The following is an 18,009-nucleotide window of genomic DNA, read 5'->3' as shown; positions in this document are numbered from 1 at the left end:
ACGTCCCGAGGCCATAAGGTTTCGGGACGCGGCTCCACAGTGCAGGGTGCAGGGCGCAGTCGGAGGAGGAGAGAAAGTGGCAACACCCCCAGGCGGTTCATCTTCGGGCAACTGGTCGTACGGCCCTGCCCAGGGCCAGGGCGACGGTTCCCAGAACCCGAACCGTTACAACTTCCCCTCCGCCCCGACCCCACGGCGTCCGCAGCCGTACGCACCCCACAGCCCCCAGGGCCCCGGGCCGTCGCCGTACGACCAGCCGCCGGCGCCGCGCATCCAGCCCGTGCAGCCGCAGCGACGCACCCCTGAGCCCGCGCCCGCCGGGGGGACGAACAACCCGCTGGTACGTCCGTACGCCATGACCGGCGGCCGGACCCGCCCGCGCTACCAGCTCGCCATCGAGGCGCTGGTGCACACCACCGCGCAGCCGCACCAGATGCAGGGCCAGCTGCCCGAGCATCAGCGCATCTGCCACCTCTGCCGGGAAATCAAGTCGGTGGCCGAGATCTCGGCCCTCCTGACGATCCCTCTCGGCGTGGCCAGGATCCTCGTCGCCGACTTGGCGGAGGCGGGCCTGGTCGCCATTCATCAGCCCGGCGGCGACGAGAACGCCGGCGGCCAGCCAGACGTGACTTTGCTCGAAAGGGTGCTCAGTGGACTTCGCAAGCTCTAGCGGAGGGCCTTCCCGCTCCACCACGTCCGCGAAAATCGTGGTGGCTGGCGGCTTCGGCGTGGGCAAGACCACGTTCGTCGGCGCCGTCTCGGAGATCAATCCGCTGCGCACGGAGGCCGTGATGACGTCTGCTTCGGCGGGCATCGACGACCTCACCCACACCGGGGACAAGACGACCACCACGGTCGCCATGGACTTCGGCCGCATCACCCTGGACCAGGACCTGATCCTGTACCTCTTCGGTACGCCCGGCCAGGACCGCTTCTGGTTCATGTGGGACGACCTGGTGCGCGGCGCGATCGGCGCGGTGGTGCTGGTGGACACCCGGCGCCTGGCCGACTGTTTCCCCGCGGTCGACTACTTCGAGAACAGCGGCCTGCCGTTCGTCATCGCCCTCAACGGCTTCGACGGGCAGCAGCCGTACAACCCCGACGAGGTGCGCGAGGCGCTCCAGATCGGCCCCGACACCCCGATCATCACGACGGACGCCCGCCACCGCGCGGACGCCAAGTCGACGCTGATCACGTTGGTGGAGCATGCGCTGATGGCGCGGCTGCGGTAGCGCTTTCGCGGGATTTTCCCGGCGGCCCCCGATTTCTCCGGTTGGAGGGAGCGGGGGTCGTTTTGCTTGGGCATAATTTCGTGGTTCACGTTCGGGAGGGGATGCGATGAGCGCGGAGGCGGCTGCGTTACGGCTGGGGACGACCGTGGCGAGGTCGGCGGCCCAGGCCTGGCTCGGCGGGAAGCGGCGGGAGCAGGAACGCCGGCTGCCGATGGCCGAGCTGGTCCGGCTGCGGGTGCCCGGGCTGCGGCTTCAGCGGAGTGTGGAGCGGCAGTTCGGGGAGATCGCGGACGCGGTGTTCGACCGGCTGGCGCCGTTTTTGGAGCGGGAGTTCCAGGGGCTGTCGGAGGGCGGCCGGCAGGCGGTGCTCGACGGCGTCTGCGACACCTTCGAGCGGGCGGACCTGTCGGACGCGGCGATCCTGGCGGCGGACGCGAATCCGGCGGTGGTGGTGCGGCGGATCACCGGGGCGGTACGGGCGCCGGTGGGCCTGAGCGAGGCCGAGGGCCGGCTGCACGAGGTGCTGTTCGCGGAGTGCTGCGAGTACTACGTCCGGATCGTGCGCGGCCTGCCGGTGTTCGAGGAGCGGGCGCTGACCGAGCTGCTGGCGCGGACGACGTCCTTGGGCACGGAGATCGCCCGCATCCTGGAGCGCCTCCCGGACCGGTCGCTGTTCGCGCCGGAGGGGACGGACCGGGATGCCGAGTTCCGCCGCCGGTACCTGGAGCTGGTGAGCACCAGCCTCGACGAGGTGGAGCTGTTTCGCCGTACGTCGGACCGGGCGGCGGCGCAGGCTCGCTTGTCGGTGGCGTATGTGAGTCTGCGGGCCACGGGGGACGACGGGAGCCGGCGAAAGCTCGGACGGCGTTCCCTGCCGCTGCTGCGGCCCGACATGAGCGACTGGGAAGAGGCCGGGGGCGACGGCGCCGGGATGCGCGTCGAGGCGGCGTTGGGGGGCGCCTCGCGCGTGCTGTTGCGCGGTGAGGCGGGCTCCGGCAAGACGACGTTGCTGCGGTGGCTGGCGGTCACCGCGGCGCGGGGCGCCTTCACGGGAGAGCTGGCGGGGTGGAACGGCCTCACCCCGGTGTTCGTGAAGCTGCGGGAGTACAGCGGACGGCCGCTGCCGACGCCGGAGGCGATGCTGGACTCGGTGGCCGGACACCTGACCGGGGTGATGCCGAAGGCCTGGGTCGAGCGGCAGCTGGCCGACGGCGGGGCACTGCTGCTGATCGACGGGGTCGACGAACTGCTCGACGGCGAGCGCAGAGCCGTACGGGATTGGCTGCGGAAGCTGCTGACGGCGTACGGCGAGGTCCGGGTCGTGGTCACCTCGCGGCCGACCGCCGCAGGGGCGGACTGGCTGCGCCGGGAGGAGTTCACGGCGCTGCACCTGGACCGCATGCAGCCGCCGGACCTCGCGGCGTTCGTGCGGCAGTGGCACCAGGCCGTGCGGGAGCTGGGCGACGAACTGCCCTGCTCGGTGGACGAACTCCCCCAGTACGAGCAGTCGTTGCTGAACAGCCTCAAGGACCGGCCGCACCTTCAGTCGCTGGCCGGGACGCCCCTGCTGGCGTCGATGCTGTGCGCGATGCACCTGAACCGGGGCAGCCAGCTGCCGCGCGACCGCATGGAGTTGTACCGCAACGCCCTGCACACCCTGGTGCACGAGCGGGACGCGCACCGGAGTGTCCCGAGCGCGATGGACAGCCCGCTGAGCCTCGGCGACAAGGTCGTCCTGCTGCGGGACCTGGCCTGGCGGCTGTCGGACAACAACCGCAGCGAGATCTCGCTGGAGCAGGCGCAGACGTACGTCGGGCGGAAGCTGGCGGGCATGCGGCATCTCGACGAGACGGACGGCAGCCGCGTGCTGGAGCAACTGCGCGGCCGCTCGGGCGTGCTGCGCTCCCCCACCGTGGGGCGGCTGGACTTCGTCCACCGGACCTTCCAGGAGTACCTGGCGGCCGAGGAGGCGACGGAGGAGGACCGGATCGGCAATCTGGTCGGGCGGGCGCACCTGGACATCTGGCGCGAGACCATCGTCATGGCCGCAGGGCACGCCAACCGGCCGCAGCGGGAGGAGCTGCTGGGCGGGATCCTGGACCGGGCACGGGCCGAACCCCGGCATGCCCGACGGTTGCGGCTGCTGGCCGCGGCCTGCCAGGAGACGGTGCCGGAGGTCTCCGAGGGGCTGGCGGGGCGACTGGACGAGGCGATTGGGGCGCTGCTGCCGGCGCGGCGGCCGACAGATCCGCCCGCACTGGCGGCCGTGGGGACGAGTCTGCTGAGGAAGCTGCCCCGATCACTCGGGGAGCTGACGGAGAAGGCTGCCGCACAGACCGTACGGACGGTGGCTCTGATCGGCGGCCAGGAGGGGCTTTCGCTGCTGGCCGGGTACACGGACGACGAGCGTGACGGGGTGGTGGAAGAGCTCATCAACGCCTGGGGCTACTTCGATGCCGACGCCTACGCGCAGCGGATCCTGGCGCGACTGCCGTTGGCGGACTACGAAGTCCGACTGACGCACACCGGACAATGGCGCGCCGCAGCCGGGCTGCCCGGCATCAGGCAGGTGGTGATCGACCACCCTGTCACGGACTTCGCCATGCTGAACGAACTTCCGCCGCTGACAAATCTGGCAGTCTTCAGCCTGCGGGGCAGGCCCGACCTTTCCGCGCTCCGAGCACATCCCGGGCTGACCACAGTGACCCTGGCAGGTCATGGAGAGCCGAAGGGCTTCGAGGCATTGGCGGACCTGCCGCATCTGCACCACCTGTTGCTGGACACCGAGAGCGTGCCGGACCTCTCGGCGCTCCGCCTTGGACCGGCGACTTCAATTCTGACTCTGCTGCACGTGAAGCCGATCACAGATCTCGCCTTGCTGGCCGACTGCCGCAACGTCTCTCAACTTCACCTCCTGACTTCGAATACCTGTCTCCCTAAAGGGGTTCAGGCCCTCCGTTCCTGGCCCGAACTGAGGTGGCTGTACCTCGTCCGCATGGATATGGACGCCTGGCTGCGGGCCTCGGGGCTCCCGCCGCAGCTGAAACAACTCGCCCTCCGTAACTGCCTCCTCCCCGACGACCCGTCCGCCCTCAATCTCCCCGGTGTCAATCTGATGATCAAATGACAGCACGTACACGGCCCCGCCCTCCCGAAGGAGAACGGGGCCGTGTACACGCGCCGAAAAAACTCAGTGCCAGCTGTGCGGTGCCCGGAACCCGGGCTCGCGCTCCAGTCGCCGCCAGCCCGCCCTCGGGCGGCCGCGGTGGGTCGGGGTCGTGGACGGCTGGGCGGCGGCGCGGGCCAGGAGGATGGCCGTGATGGCGGCGACTTCCTCGGGCTCGGCGTGGCCCTTCTCGACACGAATGTCAGGGGTGCTCATGGGTGTCAGTCTCCGTGAGAGAGGTTTCCGCGGGGGTACCGCGAAGGATCCGCAGGGTTACTGCGGGGGGTTGCCGTGCTTGCGGGAGGGCAGGTCGGCGTGCTTGGTGTGCAGCATCGCCAGGGACTTGATCAGGACCTCGCGGGTCTCCGCCGGGTCGATGACGTCGTCGACCAGGCCGCGCTCCGCCGCGTAGTAGGGGTGCATCAGCTCGGACTTGTACTCCTTGACCATGCGGGCCCGCATGGCCTCGGGGTCCTCGGCGTCGGCGATCTGACGGCGGAAGATGACGTTGGCCGCGCCTTCCGCGCCCATGACCGCGATCTCGTTGGTCGGCCAGGCGTAGGTGAGGTCGGCACCGATGGACTGGCTGTCCATGACGATGTAGGCACCTCCGTAGGCCTTGCGCAGGATCAGGGAGATCCTCGGCACGGTCGCGTTGCAGTAGGCGTAGAGCAGCTTCGCTCCGTGCCGGATGATCCCGCCGTGCTCCTGGTCGACGCCGGGCAGGAAGCCCGGGACGTCCAGGAAAGTCATGATCGGGATGTTAAAAGCGTCGCACATCTGGACAAAGCGCGCAGCTTTTTCCGACGCCTCGATGTCCAGGACGCCCGCGAGGGACTGCGGCTGGTTGGCGACGATGCCCACGACCTGGCCGTCCAGGCGGGCCAGCGCGCAGATGATGTTGCGGGCCCAGCGCTCGTGGACCTCCAGGTAGTCGCCGTCGTCGACGATCTCCTCGATGACCTTCGTCATGTCGTACGGCCGGTTGCCGTCGGCCGGGACCAGGTCCAGCAGGACCTCGCCGCGGCGGTCCGACGCGTCCGTGGACTCCACGCGCGGCGGGTTCTCCCGGTTGTTCTGCGGAAGCATCGACAGCAGGTAGCGCACCTCCCCCAGGCACGTCTCCTCGTCGTCGTAGGCGAAGTGGCACACCCCGCTCGTCTCGGCGTGCACGTCCGCGCCGCCCAGGCCGTTCTGGGTGATCTCCTCGCCGGTGACCGCCTTGACGACGTCCGGGCCGGTGATGAACATCTGGGAGGTCTCGCGGACCATGAAGACGAAGTCGGTGAGGGCGGGGCTGTAGGCCGCGCCGCCCGCGCACGGGCCCAGCATCACGCTGATCTGCGGGATGACGCCGGAGGCCTTGGTGTTGCGCTGGAAGATGCCGCCGTAGCCGGCGAGGGCCGAGACGCCCTCCTGGATGCGGGCACCGGCGCCGTCGTTCAGGGAGACCAGGGGCGCTCCGGCCGCGATGGCCATGTCCATGATCTTGTGGATCTTCGTGGCGTGGGCCTCGCCCAGCGCGCCGCCGAAGATGCGGAAGTCATGGGCGTAGACGAAGACCGTCCGGCCCTCCACCGTGCCCCAGCCGGTGATCACGCCGTCCGTGTACGGCTTCTTGGCCTCCAGGCCGAAGCCGGTGGCCCGGTGCCGGCGCAGCTGCTCGACCTCCCGGAAGGAGCCCGGGTCGAGGAGCAGTTCGATGCGCTCGCGAGCGGTCAGCTTGCCCTTGGCGTGCTGCCCCTCGGTCGCCTTCTCGCTGGGGCCGGCCAGTGCCTGCGCACGGATCTCGTGCAGTTCGGCCACTCGCCCGCGCGCATCCGTCGGCTCAGCTGTCGCCTCGTCCGTCGACTCACCCGGCGCCTCATCCAAAACGGTCATGTAGCGACCTTACGAAGTCCACCAAGAAAAGCTCGCCGTCGACTCTGCACAGTGTCCGGACCGTTTTCCTGGTACCCCTGAACAGAACCACGTCGGCATGCAGCCCTTTCGACTGCTCAGAGGCCCTGGGGCTTGTAGGGGTCGGACAAAGCCATCAGGTGAGAGCCACCTCACATTCGTGGCCGGCACATGCCCTCCCCGGAGTGACACGAAGACCCAGACGGCGGCCTGTCGCGACGACCTCCACCGAGTCGTCGGCCCGGATCACCCCGCGCACCGGCTGGTCCCAGGTGATGTCCAGCGGTTCTCCGGTGCGGGGCGGTTCGCTCACGCAGAGGGTAGCGGTGCGGCCCCGGCGGCGGACCAGCACGCTCGCCCCCGCGGACGCGGTGAGCGCTCCCGCCGTACCGGCCTGCCAGAAGTTGGCGGCCGTCAGGCCGAGGGAGGGGACGTGGACCGCCTGGCAGGTGCCGTCGTTGGCGAGGACCGACAGCCAGTGGCGGTCGGCGGCGCGGGCGGCGACCGTACGGCGGGAGGCTCCGGGCAGGAGGACGTAGACGTAGGCGGCGTTCGTCGGGTCGGTGCCGTGGTCGAGCCAGAGGGTCTGCCAGCGGCGGGTGCGGCGCTCGGTCGTACTGGAGGTGTTGATGTCGGACCAGGCGCCGGTGCGGTCCTCGCGGAGGGTCTCGAGGTGTCCGCCGGGGACGATCCAGCCGCCGTGGTCCTCCAGGTGGGCCCAGCCGTCACCGCGGACGAACGACTGCGTGCCGGCCTCCCCCAGGTTGCGGTTGTCGACGACCGTCTCGACCGGGACGCCGTCGGCGCAGGTGATCCCCGCGCCCAGGCAGATCACCGCGTCGGCGACGCAGAACCACGACTTGCGGGCCTGGAGGGTCGAGCCCAGCCCCTTCAGGTGCTGGCCGATCGCCGCGTACTCGCCGTCGGTCGTGCCGCCGACCCACCGCACGTCCGGCTTGGGTTCGCCCCATTCGCCGCCCGCCTTGTCGGAAAGCCGCTTGGTGGAGACGGTGGTGCCGGGGAGCCGGTACCAGTCGACGGTCGGCCAGTACCAGTCGGTGTACTGGTCGCTCGCCTGGTCGGCCGCCCACCACGAGAGCATCCCGGCGCCGGTGTGCCAGCCGCGCGGGTTCTCGCCATTGCCGCACTCGTAGTGGGCGATGCGGTCGCCGGCCATGGCGATGTTCGCGGTGAAGGCGGGGCGGCGGTGGACGGCGCGGTCCATGGCCGGGAAGAGGCGGTGGCCGAGGGGTTCGGGCGCCGCCGGGAGCGGTGAGCCGGCCACGGCGTGCAGGCGGGCGAGGTCGGCCACGTCCAGATGACGAGCCGTCAGGATCGGTGCCACGGTGTCCCGTTCGATCCACCCCTTGATGCTCGCGTACCAGCGGTCGCGCTCCGCCGTACTCGCGGCGACGGCGATCAGCGCGATGGCCGCGATGAGGGACTGCCCGTGGAAGTGGTCGCCGCGCAGGACGTGGCGGTCGTCGCTCTTGAGGTAACCCCGGCTGATCGCACGGCCGTTGACGCTGTCCATCACCAATCCGTCGTGGATCAGGGGCGCGTACGCGTGCTCGACGCTGTCGAGGACGAGCTGCCGGTTCGGGTCGGTCACCTCCCAGGCGGATCCGGCCAGCAGCGCGAAGAGACGGCCGAGTCCGTCGAGCATGACCTGGCCGTACGTCCCCGAGTAGGCGACCCAGGTGTGCTGGACGAACGAGCCGTCGGCGTACAGCCCGTCCCCCCGCGTCACGTACGGGAACACCGGCGAGAGCGCGTCACGAGCGAGGGCGATCTTGGCCGGGGCCCGCCCGAGGATGCCGCGCAGGGCGACGGAGCGGCACAGGTCGACGCGGTTGGCGCCGGTGGAGGTGCCGGAGTAGTCGGTCAGCATCGCGTCGGGGACGAAGTGGTCGACGGCGGCGCAGGCGGCTTCCCGTCGGTCGTCGGTGAGGTGGTCGTACAGGGCGGCCGTGATGTCCATGAGCAGGCGGGGGCTGCCGATCTGCCATTCCCACCAGTTGCCGTAACGGGTGGTGGAGGGGTTGTAGACGGTGGCGGAGAGGTGGTCGAGGCCGCGGAGTACGTCCGCGAGGAGGGCCGGGTCCGCGGTGGAGCCGGTGCCCTGCCGGACGTACGCCTGGGTCATGGTCCACAGGCGGCCAAAGCTCTGGGTGATCCCGGACGGCGGGTCGTAGGGGTGGTCGGGCCAGAGGGAGCCGGCGGCCGGGGCCATGGTGGCGCGGAAGCCGCGGGCGAGTTCGCCGGTCTCGGCGAGGCGGGAGGCGTACGGCTCGGTCGCGGGGTCGTAGCCGGTGCCGAGGGTGAGGTCGAGCCAGCGGTGGCGGAGGGGGGTGTACGGGTCAGCGGGGGCTGTGGGGACGCATGGGGCCGTCGCCATGAGGGCCGCGGCGAGGAGGATGGCCCGGCGGTGGGGGTTCATGCCAAGGGCGTTTATCACCTCAGCGTCACCGCGCCAACACTTTGCGGATGATGTTGAATCTTGTACGGAATAGGTCTAGCGTCGTTTCCGTTAGCTAGTTCAACGTTCAACATACTCCGAACCTCCTCCGACAGGGGCACATCATGAGCATCTTCAGCCGCAAGGACTCCGCGCCGGCCGCCACGGCGACCATCGCCGTAAACCCCGACCTCGCCGCGCTGACCGGCGAGTACACGATCGACCCGGCCCACTCCTCGATCGGTTTCGTCGCGCGCCACGCCATGGTCACGAACGTCAAGGGCAAGTTCCTCGACTTCAGCGGCACGCTGCACCTGGACGGCACCGACCCCGCCGCCTCGACCGCCTCCCTCGACGTCAAGATCGAGAGCGTCGACACCGGGTCCGCGGACCGCGACGGCCACCTCAAGAGCGCGGACTTCTTCAAGGCCGAGGAGTTCCCGACCATGACCTTCCGCTCCACCAAGGCGGAGGCGCTGGGCGGCGACGACTACCGCATCACCGGCGACCTGGAGATCCTCGGCACCACCAAGCCACTCACCATCGACCTGGAGTTCAACGGCGCCGCGAAGGACCCCTTCGGCAACGAGCGCGTCGGCTTCGAGGGCAAGGCGGAGATCCTGCGCTCCGAGTGGGGCCTGTCGTGGAACGCCGCGCTGGAGACGGGTGGCGTGCTGGTCTCCGACAAGATCAAGCTGAACTTCGACATTTCGGCCATCAAGAACGCGTGAGCCTGGTTGCTCAGGAGGGGTGTGCTCGTTCCTGCACAGTCGGGGGGCCGATGGTTCACCCGCGCCGGACCTTGATCTGCTAAACAGCCATCACATGATCCGCAACCCCCCACAGCGGAGAACTTGATGAGCAGATCAACCAGCAAGCCCGGCAGGGGGCTTGCTGTACTGGCGGGCCTCGTGTCGCTGGCCCTCCTTCCCGTCGCAGAGCCCGCAGCGGCCACCGACACCGCCTCTCCTGGCACCACCTCTACCGGCACCACCTCTTCCGGCACCACCTCTTCCGGCACCACCTCTTCCGGCACCGCGCAGCGCGTCATCGTCATGCTGCGCGACACCCGGCGCGCCGCGGCCCACGACCAGGCCGTGGCCGACGGCCAGGCAGCCGTCGTATCCGATCTGCGGGACGCCGGCGCCACCCGCCTGAGCAAGCTGAACCTGCTCAACGCCGTCGCCGCGACCGTGCAGCCGGCCGCGTTGGCCCAGCTGCGGGCCGACAAGCGGGTCGCCGCGGTCGTACCCGACCGGCTGATAGCCATGCCCGACGCCCGCCGTGCGACCGCCGACGCGGTCCAGGCGGCCGGCGGAACCACCGCCACCGCGCCGGCCTGCCCCAAGAACCCGGCCAGTCCCCTCATCGAGCCGGAGGCGCTGCACCTGACCAAGAGCGACACCGCCCAGCGGATCGCGACCGGCAAGGGGGTCAAGGTGGCCTTCTTCGCCGACGGCATCGATGTGAACAACCCGGAGTTCCTCCGCCCGGACGGCACTCATGTGATCACCGACTACCAGGACTTCTCCGGCAACGGAACGAACGACCACACCGACGGCCGTGAGGCGTTCGGCGACGCCGGATCCATCGCGGCCCAGGGCAACCGCACATACGACCTCTCGGAACAGCTGCGGCACACCAAGGTGGCGAAGGGCTGCACCGTCCAGGTCCGCGGCGTCGCCCCCGGCGCCGAGTTGATGGCGATGAAGGCGTACGGCGAGACCGGCGGAGCCTGGGCCTCGACTCTGGTGCGGTCCATCCAGTACGCCGTCGACCACGGCGCGGACATCCTGAGCCAGTCCTTCGGCGGCAACGGCTATCCCGACGCGGCCACCGACCCGGTCCGGATGGCCGACCGGGCCGCCGTCGCGGCCGGTGTGACGGTCGTGGCCTCCAGCGGTGACTCCGGTGTGTCGGGCACCATCGGCAGCCCGGCCAGCGACCCGCAGGTGATCGGGGTCGGCGGCACCAACGCGTACCGGCTGACCGCCCAGGCGTACGGCTACCGCGGCTACGTCAGTGACAACATCGCCGCCCTGTCCTCCGGCGGCACCACGCTCGACAACAAGCTGGTCGACCTGGTGGCCCCCGGCTCGGCCGGCCTGTCCCCCTGCACGGTCGGCCCGCACTGGACCGGCTGTGCGGCCGCGACCAACGTCTTCCACGGCACCAGCCAGTCGGCACCGTTCGTGGCGGGCGCGGCGGCGCTGGTGATCCAGGCGTACAAGGAGACGCACCTCGGTGCCCGCCCCTCACCGGCGCTGGTCAAGCGCATCCTCACCGGCACGGCGACCGACCTGCGTGTCCCCGCCTCGGAGCAGGGGGCAGGGCTGCTGAACACCACGGCGGCCGTCAAGGCGGCCCGCGCCGTCGACGCACCCGGCGGCGACGCGCGGAGCACCGCCCTCGTCCCCTCCGCCGGGCAGCTGAACCTGACCGGTCAACCGGGCAGTACCCAGCGGACGTCCGTCGCGCTGGCCAACACCGCGAACCGTCCGCAGCGGGTCACCATGACGTCACGCACCCTCGGCGACCGGGTCTTCCGTACGGACCGCACTCTCACCGTGGGGAAGCCGCAGAACACCAAGGCCGTCGAAGGCCCGCTGGCCGCGCCGCCCGTCACCTTCGAGGTGCCGCGCGGCACCCCGTTGCTGGACGCGCGGATGGTGTGGCCGGGCACCGAGAAGACGGGCCACTTCGTCCTCTTCCTGATCGACCCCGACGGCCGGCTGGCGCAGGTCAGCTACAACTTCGAGGAGTACGGCACCTACAGCAATTACCAGTACGTCGATGTGCACGACCCGCGTCCCGGCACCTGGACCGCCAAGCTGGTGTGGAACAACGGCCGGATGGACCTCCAGCATCCGCTCACGCCGCCCGGCAGCTACCGGGGAGCCGTCAAGCTGCGGCTGACCGGCTACCGGTACGCGTCGGCCGGGGTGCCCGCCCAGACCAGGCTCGTCCCGGCGGGCGGCACAGCGGAGTTCGGCGTGCAGGTCCCGATCCCGGACCAGGCGGGTGACGCGCCCTTCTCGCTCCAGTTCACCTCCGGCACGGGAAGCGTCCTGTCGCTGCCGGTGGCCCGGCGTGCGCTGATTCCGGCCGACCCGGCCCCCGGGCACAGCACCTCGTTCACCGGCACCGTCACCGGCGGCGTCGGCCGGGACGTGGGACAGTCCCTCGGCTTCTACCTCGACCTGCCGCCCGGCCACCGCGGCCTGAGCATCGACCTCACCATCCCGGACCCGGCGAAGGAGCTGGTGGAGTACCTGGTCAGCCCCAGCGGCCAGGTACTGGCCCGGGACACCGACCGCAACTTCTCCGACAGCAAACCGACGAAGTACGTGAACCTGTCCGCCAACCGGCCCGCCGCCGGGCGGTGGACCGTCATCGTCGCCCTGATCAACCCGGCCAGCGGCAAGGAGTTCAGCCAGCGGATCACCGGCCGGGTACGTCTCGACTCGGCGACCGCGTCCGCGCCCGGCCTGCCCGACAGCCCTGACCGGACGATCAAACGGGGCAGCAGCGTCACCGTCCCGATCCGGGTCCCCAACCCGGGACCGGCTGAGCGGACCATGTTCCTCGACCCTCGGCTCGACACGATGCGCGAAGTCCCTGTCCAGCCGTTCGACTCGGATACGGCGACGCTGCCCGACAAGGGGACCCTGGGCTGGTTCGTGCCCTCGCACACGACCTCGCTGAAGGCCACCGCCACCGGGTCCTTCCCGGTGGACCTGACCCTGGGGCCCTGGACCAGGTCACCCAGCACGGTGGCGCCGGCCGGCACCGGCGACACCACGACGGTCACGGCGACGGCGGACCAGCTCGCGGCCGGCGACTGGATCACCGAGGTGGACCAGCCCGCGCCCTTCACCGACGGCCACCTGTCCAAGGGCACCGCGAAACTGTCCCTGACCGCCACGACCCAGCCGACCGACCCGGACGCCCAGGCATCCACCGGCGACCTCTGGGACCTGAAGGCCGACTGGGAGGGACTCGACGTACCGGCGGGCAAGACAGCGGAGATGACCCTCACCCTGAAACCGACCGCGCCGGTGGGCACGGTGGTGCGCGGGGTGGTGTACGTCGACACGATCACGCCGATGCCGGGGATGGGCTCGGAGGTGATCGGCATTCCGTACGTGTACACCGTGGGGTGATTGTTCCGTCGCGGATGCCGCACCCCGGACCCGACGGGGCAGGACCGCGTCTGCGGGTTCTGCGGATCCTGCCCGGTCGGGTCCGGGGTCGCTCACTCGCCCTCGTACAGACGCCTCAAGTCGACCAGCACCACTTCCCCACGGTCGCCCGCGCTCCGCAGCTCGTCGGTGAACCCGGCCCCGCTGTAACAGGCGAGGCGCACGGCCGACGTGTCGACTCCCCGCCCCGCGAGGAGCGCGGCAGCTCGGCTCAGCCGGTCCAGGTGCCCCACGCCCATGACCTGGTCCCACTTGGCCTCCCCCAGGGAGAGCAGGACGCCGTTGTCCTGGCCGACCGCGCCGCGTACGACCACGTCGATCTCGTAGCTGGTGCGTTCCGTCTGGTCGGGAACGGTGCCGTACGAGACGTCGATCGGCATCCCTCCGAACGTCTCCGGCGCGGCGAAGTGGGCAACCCACTCCCGGCAGATCTGCTCGAAGTGCGGCCCCACTACGGCGGACAGGAAGCGCGGCCGGGAGCTCTCCCAGACGTGTTCCGCCATACCCCGGTCCAGCAGGGCGAGCTTGGGCCGGGAGATGGCGTGGTCGAAGGCGATGAGGGGCTCGCCCACTCGGTACACGCTTCGGTTCTTACGGAAGGCGTCCGTCTCCCGGCGTACGAGTCCGCAGTCCTGGAGGACGGTGAGGGGGTGGGTGATATCGCTGATGGGCCGCTCCAGACAGCCGGCGATGCGGCCCGCCGTGGCGTTGCCGGACGCGAGCGCGGCGAGTACGGAGTGGTACAGGGCGCGGTCCCGAAGATCGGATTCGTCCGCGAGGAGGTAACGGGCTTCGCGGTAGAGGGGAGAGCGGGGGGACAGCGCGGTACGGCAGACCCAGGCGTCGAAGTCGTCCAAGTCGGCGGGTACGTCGTCGCGTACGAACTCCCTGCGGTACGCGGGTGTTCCGCCCACCACGCTGTGCACGAGCAGGGCGAGGCGCGGGTCGTCGATACCCCAGAAGGCCGCCGCCTGCCGGAAGTCCAGGGGGTGCACGATCAGTTCGAGTCCGGCGCGGCCCCGCAGAGGCGAGGTGCCGCTGAGCAGCTTGCCCATGAAGGAGAGGGAACTGCCGCAGAGGAGCAGGCGGGTGCGGGACTGAAGACGCTCCGGGCGACGGGGACCGTAGGCGACCTGGACGACGGAGGGGAGGGAGGGGGTGGCCCTGGCGAGGTAGGGGAATTCGTCGAGGACGACAGGGAGAGGGCGATCCTTGCCGAGTTCGAGCAGTGCGTCGACCGCGTGCTCCCAGCGATCGAACCGCATCGGGGCGACGCTGTCGGTGTACTGGCCGAGTTCCTCGCCGAACCGACGAAGGGACTCGGCCTCCGTCGCCTCGTACGCACAGAAGTAGAAGCCTCCGGCTGCCCTCGCGAGCGAGTCGAGGAGGAAGGACTTGCCCTGCCGTCGGCGACCGGAGACGACGGCCATGGTGGCCTCCGGGCCCTCGTCGGTCGCGAAGGCCGTCAGCTCGCTCCATTCCCAGTCGCGGGCGAACATGTCGGAGGGCTTGGGCAGATTCGTGCGCGAGCGGACCATGAGCGGCTCCCTGAGGCTTAGGGAAGTACGTTTCCCGGAAGTACGTTTCCCTTAACGAGGAGCGCTGCGATGCGTCACGCCGGGTCCTCGAACTCGCACCACATCGACTTGCCCGGGTGCCGCTCCCCCACCCCCCACTTGTCCGCGAGCGCGGCGACGAGCAGGAGGCCTCTGCCGTGCTCCGACTCCGGTGGTGCGTCCGGAGTACGGACCTCTCCCGGGCCGCTGTCGTGCACCTCGACCCGCAGCACCCGGTCGGTGTGCAGGGCCAGTCGCAGGCGGAAGCCCCGGCCCGGCGGTACGCCGTGGAGCAACGCGTTGGTGGCCAACTCGCTTACGCAGAGCAGTACGTCGTCGCAGCGGGCGGTCACGGACCAGTCGGCGAGGGTCTTGCGGGTGAACTCGCGGGCCAGGCGTACCGACCTGCGGTCTCGGCGGTAGAAGGCCTCGCGTTGGTAGGGGTGTTGGGGTTCCGCGTTCATGAGGCCACTGTCACAGGCAGTCACTAGAGTGGAGCAGTGTGTGAAGTCGTAGTTGTGATTGCTACGAGTCCACTACGAGGACTTGTGGCGTGCGCGGGGGAAAGGGGCAGGCATGCACTCGCCGAGGAAGCACAAGAAGGTCGGTTCATGGCAGGCGGTTGGGGCGCTCATGGCTCACTTCCGGAAGAACGCCCGTCTCACGCAGGAACAGTTCGCTGAACTGGCGAGCGTTCACGTCGACACGGTGGGGTCGATCGAGCAAGGGCGGCTGACGCTTCAGCCGGATCGGGCCGAGCAGTTTGATGAACTACTGGGGACTGGTGGGGCGTTGGCCGTGCTGGTGGCCAAGTTGCCGGTACGGGAGCGGATCGTGCAGTTCGCGCAGGGGCTCGTCGATCACGAGCAGGAGGCGGTGGGCATCCTCTCGTACCAGAGTCTGGTGGTTCCGGGGCTTCTTCAGACTCGGGACTACTGTCGCGCCGTCTTCGGTTACCGGTATCCGGCACTCGGGAGCGAGACGGCCGAGCAGTGGGTCGACGCCCGTATGGAGCGGCAGTTGATCTGGCAGCGGGAGCGGCCGCCCGTGGACCACTTCATCCTGGAGCAGAGCATCCTGAAGCGGGAGGTCGGCAGTCCGGAAGTGATGCGGGAGCAGATCCGGCAGATCCTGGAGTACACCGAACCGTGGCACATGAGCTTCCAGATCATGCCGGAGGACCGGACGCCGCATGCCTGTCTCGACGGTCCCATGGTGCTGTTGGAGACACCTGAGCACGAGCGTCTGGTTTACCTGGAAGTGCAGCGCGCCAGCTTCCTCGTCGACGACCCGGATGAGGTCAGCGACTATCACCTCCAGTATGGAATGCTGCGGTCACAGGCCCTCTCACCCGGCGAGAGCGTGCGCCTCCTGAACGGACTGCTAGGAGAGTCATGAACACCGCAGACCTGCCATGGTTCAAGTCGAGTTACAGCGGCAGCCAGGGCGGCGACTGCCTCGAAGTCGCCTGCACCTGGGGCAAGTCCAGTTACAGCAGCAACGAAGGCGGCAACTGCGTCGAGGTCGCCACCCACCCCGCCGCCGTCCACGTCCGTGACTCCAAGAACCCCGGCGGCGCCATACTCACCGTCTCCCCCTCCGCCTGGACCACGTTTCTCGGTCGCGTCGGCGGCTGACGGCAAGTAGCCTGCCTGCGTGTCCAGCCCCGAGGCGTCCAGACTCCGGCCACCGGCTCTCCGGTGGCTGTTCGTGATGTCGGGCTGATGTCGGGCTGATCCCGCCACCGGACCGCCGGGTCGTCGTGTCGTGTACGACTTCTTCGACTTCGGGGTGCGGAGTTTCTTCATGCCGTTTGCTCTGTTTCTGCTGGGCGTTGCCGTGTTCGCTCAGGGGACGTCCGAGTTCATGCTGGCCGGGCTGGTGCCGGACATCGCCCGGGATCTGAGCGTGTCCGTCCCTGCTGCGGGGGCGTTGACCTCCGCCTTTGCCGTGGGGATGGTGGTCGGGGCGCCTCTGATGGCCGGGGTTGCCCGGCGGTGGTCGCGGCGAGGGGCCTTGCTGGGGTTTCTCGTGACCTTCCTCTGTGTTCATGTCGTCGGGGCGGTGACCGACAGTTTCGGGGTGCTGCTCGCCACGCGGGTCGTGGGGGCGCTCGCCAATGCCGGGTTCCTGGCTGTCGCGCTGGTGACCGCCGTCGGGATGGTGGCGCCGGATGCCAAGGGGCGAGCCACCTCCATGTTGCTGGGCGGGGTCACGCTCGCCTGTGTCGTCGGGGTGCCCGCCGGGGCGTTGCTCGGGCAACTCTGGGGCTGGCGTTCGGCGTTCTGGGCGGTGGCCGTCGTGTCCGTGCCCGCTGTGGTGGCGGTGGCGCGGTCGGTGCCGGCCGGGGGCGCCGATTCCTCCCCTCCCTCGTTGCGGGGAGAGCTGCGGTCGCTGCGCAGTCCTCGGCTGCTCGGGGTTCTGCTGCTCGGGGCGCTCGTGAACGGTGCGACCTTCTGCACGTTCACCTATCTCGCGCCTCTCGTCACCAACATCACTGGACTGGGCGGGAGTTGGGTGCCCGTCGTGCTCGCGCTGTTCGGGTTCGGGGCGTTTGTCGGGGTCCGGGTCGGGGGGCTGTTCGCCGACCGGCGGCCCGTGTTGGTGGTCGGGGCCGGTGGCCTTGCGCTGTGTGCCGGGTGGGTCGGGTTCGCACTCGGCGCGGGTGAGCCGGGCGTCGCGCTCGGGCTCGTTCTCGTGCAGGGCGCGCTGTCCTTCGGCGTCGGGTCCACGCTGATCTCGCAGGTGCTCTACGCCGCACCGGGTGCCCCTACGCTGGCCGGCGGCTTCGCGACCGCCGCCTTCAACGTGGGGGCCGCGTCCGGCCCTTGGCTCGGCGGTACGGTGATCGGCGCCGGGTTCGGGTACCGGTCGCCCCTGTGGGTCAGCGCGGTTCTGGTCGGCCTCGCCCTCGCCTTCGTCGCGGTCATGGTCCGTATGACCGCTCGTTCTACCTCTGATCTTGGCCAGTGCTCCGCCGTTTACGGGCGGGGGTGAAGGCCATCTCGGAACTGCTCTGACCCGCAGCGTACGCACGGGCCCGCAGTGTTGTCCTCAGCCCACGGGGCGCTGCTGATTCTCGATGTACTGCTTGACGACGGTCAGCGGTGCCCCGCCGCAGGACCCGGCGAAGTACGAGCCGGACCAGAAGTGTCCGCCCCACAGGTAACGGCGGACGTGCGTGCTGTACTCCTGGCGGAGCCTGCGGGAGGACACGCCCTTGAGGGAGTTGACCAGCTTGGAGAGCTGGACTTTCGGCGGGTAGTGCACGAGCAGGTGCACATGGTCCTGCTCGCCGTTGAACTGCTTGAGCTCGGCCTCAAAGTCCGCGCAGACCTCCCGCATGATCTCTTCAGTGCGCGTCAGCATGGCATCGGTGAATGCCTTGCGCCGGTACTTCGTGACAAAAACCAAGTGGACATGCAGGTTGTAGACGACGTGACGGCCGGTGCGTACATCGGGGTTTGGATTCCAGCGTGGCGACATGAACCAAATG

Annotated in this window: 14 protein-coding genes; 8 read left to right on the top strand and 6 right to left on the bottom strand. The window is 69.7% G+C overall.

Going from position 1 to position 18,009, the window contains the following annotated elements:
- Window positions 1–76 precede the first annotated feature (76 nt).
- The 3 genes from AB0I77_RS36300 (at window position 77) to AB0I77_RS36290 (ending at window position 4,359) form a co-directional block, all read left to right on the top strand.
- Window positions 77–670 (top strand): DUF742 domain-containing protein, encoded by a 594-nt coding sequence (locus AB0I77_RS36300; protein WP_363287048.1) that lies wholly within the window; start codon window positions 77–79, stop codon window positions 668–670.
- A complete protein-coding gene (locus tag AB0I77_RS36295) occupies window positions 651–1,232 on the top strand; it encodes an ATP/GTP-binding protein (protein WP_026243582.1) in 582 nt (193 codons plus the stop codon). Before AB0I77_RS36300 ends, AB0I77_RS36295 begins: the two co-directional genes overlap by 20 nt.
- Window positions 1,233–1,338: 106 nt before the next feature.
- A complete protein-coding gene (locus AB0I77_RS36290) occupies window positions 1,339–4,359 on the top strand; it encodes an NACHT domain-containing protein (protein ID WP_363287047.1) in 3,021 nt (1,006 codons plus the stop codon).
- Window positions 4,360–4,422: 63 nt separating this feature from the next.
- On the opposite strand, the gene AB0I77_RS36285 is transcribed toward AB0I77_RS36290, so the two are convergent.
- The 3 genes from AB0I77_RS36285 to AB0I77_RS36275 form a co-directional block, all read right to left on the bottom strand.
- The gene (locus tag AB0I77_RS36285) at window positions 4,423–4,614 is read right to left on the bottom strand and encodes an acyl-CoA carboxylase subunit epsilon (protein WP_363287046.1); all 192 of its coding nucleotides are present in this window, start codon (window positions 4,612–4,614) and stop codon (window positions 4,423–4,425) included.
- Window positions 4,615–4,671: 57 nt separating this feature from the next.
- On the bottom strand, window positions 4,672–6,279 hold the full coding sequence (locus AB0I77_RS36280; protein WP_363287045.1) for an acyl-CoA carboxylase subunit beta: 1,608 nt from the start codon (window positions 6,277–6,279) through the stop codon (window positions 4,672–4,674).
- A 154-nt stretch (window positions 6,280–6,433) separates the two neighbouring features.
- Window positions 6,434–8,737 carry a polysaccharide lyase 8 family protein gene (locus tag AB0I77_RS36275; RefSeq protein WP_363287044.1) on the bottom strand — a complete coding sequence of 768 codons (2,304 nt, stop codon included), beginning with the start codon at window positions 8,735–8,737 and terminating at the stop codon, window positions 6,434–6,436.
- Between the two features lie 143 nt (window positions 8,738–8,880).
- On the opposite strand from AB0I77_RS36275, the gene AB0I77_RS36270 reads away from it, so the two are divergent.
- Entirely contained in the window at window positions 8,881–9,486 is a 606-nt protein-coding gene (locus tag AB0I77_RS36270; RefSeq protein ID WP_363287043.1) for a YceI family protein, read from the top strand.
- A 126-nt stretch (window positions 9,487–9,612) separates the two neighbouring features.
- On the top strand, window positions 9,613–12,918 hold the full coding sequence (locus AB0I77_RS36265) for a S8 family serine peptidase (protein ID WP_363287042.1): 3,306 nt from the start codon (window positions 9,613–9,615) through the stop codon (window positions 12,916–12,918).
- 92 nt (window positions 12,919–13,010) lie between these two features.
- Here AB0I77_RS36265 and AB0I77_RS36260 read toward each other — a convergent pair whose 3' ends face one another.
- Both AB0I77_RS36260 and AB0I77_RS36255 read right to left on the bottom strand, forming a co-directional pair.
- Complete coding sequence (locus tag AB0I77_RS36260) at window positions 13,011–14,495, bottom strand: ATP-binding protein (RefSeq protein ID WP_363287041.1); 1,485 nt, start codon at window positions 14,493–14,495, stop codon at window positions 13,011–13,013.
- A gap of 74 nt (window positions 14,496–14,569) precedes the next feature.
- Complete coding sequence (locus tag AB0I77_RS36255) at window positions 14,570–14,977, bottom strand: ATP-binding protein (RefSeq protein WP_363287040.1); 408 nt, start codon at window positions 14,975–14,977, stop codon at window positions 14,570–14,572.
- 112 nt (window positions 14,978–15,089) lie between these two features.
- Between AB0I77_RS36255 and AB0I77_RS36250 the strand changes: the two genes are divergently transcribed.
- The 3 genes from AB0I77_RS36250 to AB0I77_RS36240 all read left to right on the top strand — a co-directional run bounded on the left by AB0I77_RS36250 (window position 15,090) and on the right by AB0I77_RS36240 (window position 17,510).
- Window positions 15,090–15,911 (top strand): helix-turn-helix transcriptional regulator, encoded by an 822-nt coding sequence (locus tag AB0I77_RS36250; protein ID WP_363287039.1) that lies wholly within the window; start codon window positions 15,090–15,092, stop codon window positions 15,909–15,911.
- Window positions 15,908–16,150, top strand: coding sequence for a DUF397 domain-containing protein (locus tag AB0I77_RS36245; protein WP_363287038.1), 243 nt, complete (start codon window positions 15,908–15,910; stop codon window positions 16,148–16,150). Before AB0I77_RS36250 ends, AB0I77_RS36245 begins: the two co-directional genes overlap by 4 nt.
- A 169-nt stretch (window positions 16,151–16,319) precedes the next feature.
- A complete protein-coding gene (locus tag AB0I77_RS36240) occupies window positions 16,320–17,510 on the top strand; it encodes a Cmx/CmrA family chloramphenicol efflux MFS transporter (RefSeq protein ID WP_363287037.1) in 1,191 nt (396 codons plus the stop codon).
- 57 nt (window positions 17,511–17,567) lie between these two features.
- Here AB0I77_RS36240 and tnpA read toward each other — a convergent pair whose 3' ends face one another.
- On the bottom strand, window positions 17,568–17,999 hold the full coding sequence (gene tnpA, locus AB0I77_RS36235) for an IS200/IS605 family transposase (RefSeq protein ID WP_266562112.1): 432 nt from the start codon (window positions 17,997–17,999) through the stop codon (window positions 17,568–17,570).
- Window positions 18,000–18,009 lie beyond the last annotated feature (10 nt).

This window comes from Streptomyces sp. NPDC050619 (assembly GCF_040654815.1).
Classification (GTDB): domain Bacteria; phylum Actinomycetota; class Actinomycetes; order Streptomycetales; family Streptomycetaceae; genus Streptomyces.
The sequence above is the reverse complement of the archived record's forward strand: the minus strand, read 5'-3'. Positions and strand labels throughout refer to the sequence as shown.

What these genes read in the sequence shown, in the direction of transcription:
- AB0I77_RS36290 (WP_363287047.1), top strand. Translation starts at nt 1,339, where the DNA reads ATGAGCGCGGAGGCGGCTGCGTTACGGCTGGGGACGACCGTGGCGAGG.
- AB0I77_RS36285 (WP_363287046.1), bottom strand. Translation starts at nt 4,614, where the DNA reads ATGAGCACCCCTGACATTCGTGTCGAGAAGGGCCACGCCGAGCCCGAG.
- AB0I77_RS36280 (WP_363287045.1), bottom strand. Translation starts at nt 6,279, where the DNA reads ATGACCGTTTTGGATGAGGCGCCGGGTGAGTCGACGGACGAGGCGACA.
- AB0I77_RS36275 (WP_363287044.1), bottom strand. Translation starts at nt 8,737, where the DNA reads ATGAACCCCCACCGCCGGGCCATCCTCCTCGCCGCGGCCCTCATGGCG.
- AB0I77_RS36270 (WP_363287043.1), top strand. Translation starts at nt 8,881, where the DNA reads ATGAGCATCTTCAGCCGCAAGGACTCCGCGCCGGCCGCCACGGCGACC.
- AB0I77_RS36265 (WP_363287042.1), top strand. Translation starts at nt 9,613, where the DNA reads ATGAGCAGATCAACCAGCAAGCCCGGCAGGGGGCTTGCTGTACTGGCG.
- AB0I77_RS36260 (WP_363287041.1), bottom strand. Translation starts at nt 14,495, where the DNA reads ATGGTCCGCTCGCGCACGAATCTGCCCAAGCCCTCCGACATGTTCGCC.
- AB0I77_RS36255 (WP_363287040.1), bottom strand. Translation starts at nt 14,977, where the DNA reads ATGAACGCGGAACCCCAACACCCCTACCAACGCGAGGCCTTCTACCGC.
- AB0I77_RS36250 (WP_363287039.1), top strand. Translation starts at nt 15,090, where the DNA reads ATGCACTCGCCGAGGAAGCACAAGAAGGTCGGTTCATGGCAGGCGGTT.
- AB0I77_RS36245 (WP_363287038.1), top strand. Translation starts at nt 15,908, where the DNA reads ATGAACACCGCAGACCTGCCATGGTTCAAGTCGAGTTACAGCGGCAGC.
- AB0I77_RS36240 (WP_363287037.1), top strand. Translation starts at nt 16,320, where the DNA reads ATGCCGTTTGCTCTGTTTCTGCTGGGCGTTGCCGTGTTCGCTCAGGGG.
- tnpA (WP_266562112.1), bottom strand. Translation starts at nt 17,999, where the DNA reads ATGTCGCCACGCTGGAATCCAAACCCCGATGTACGCACCGGCCGTCAC.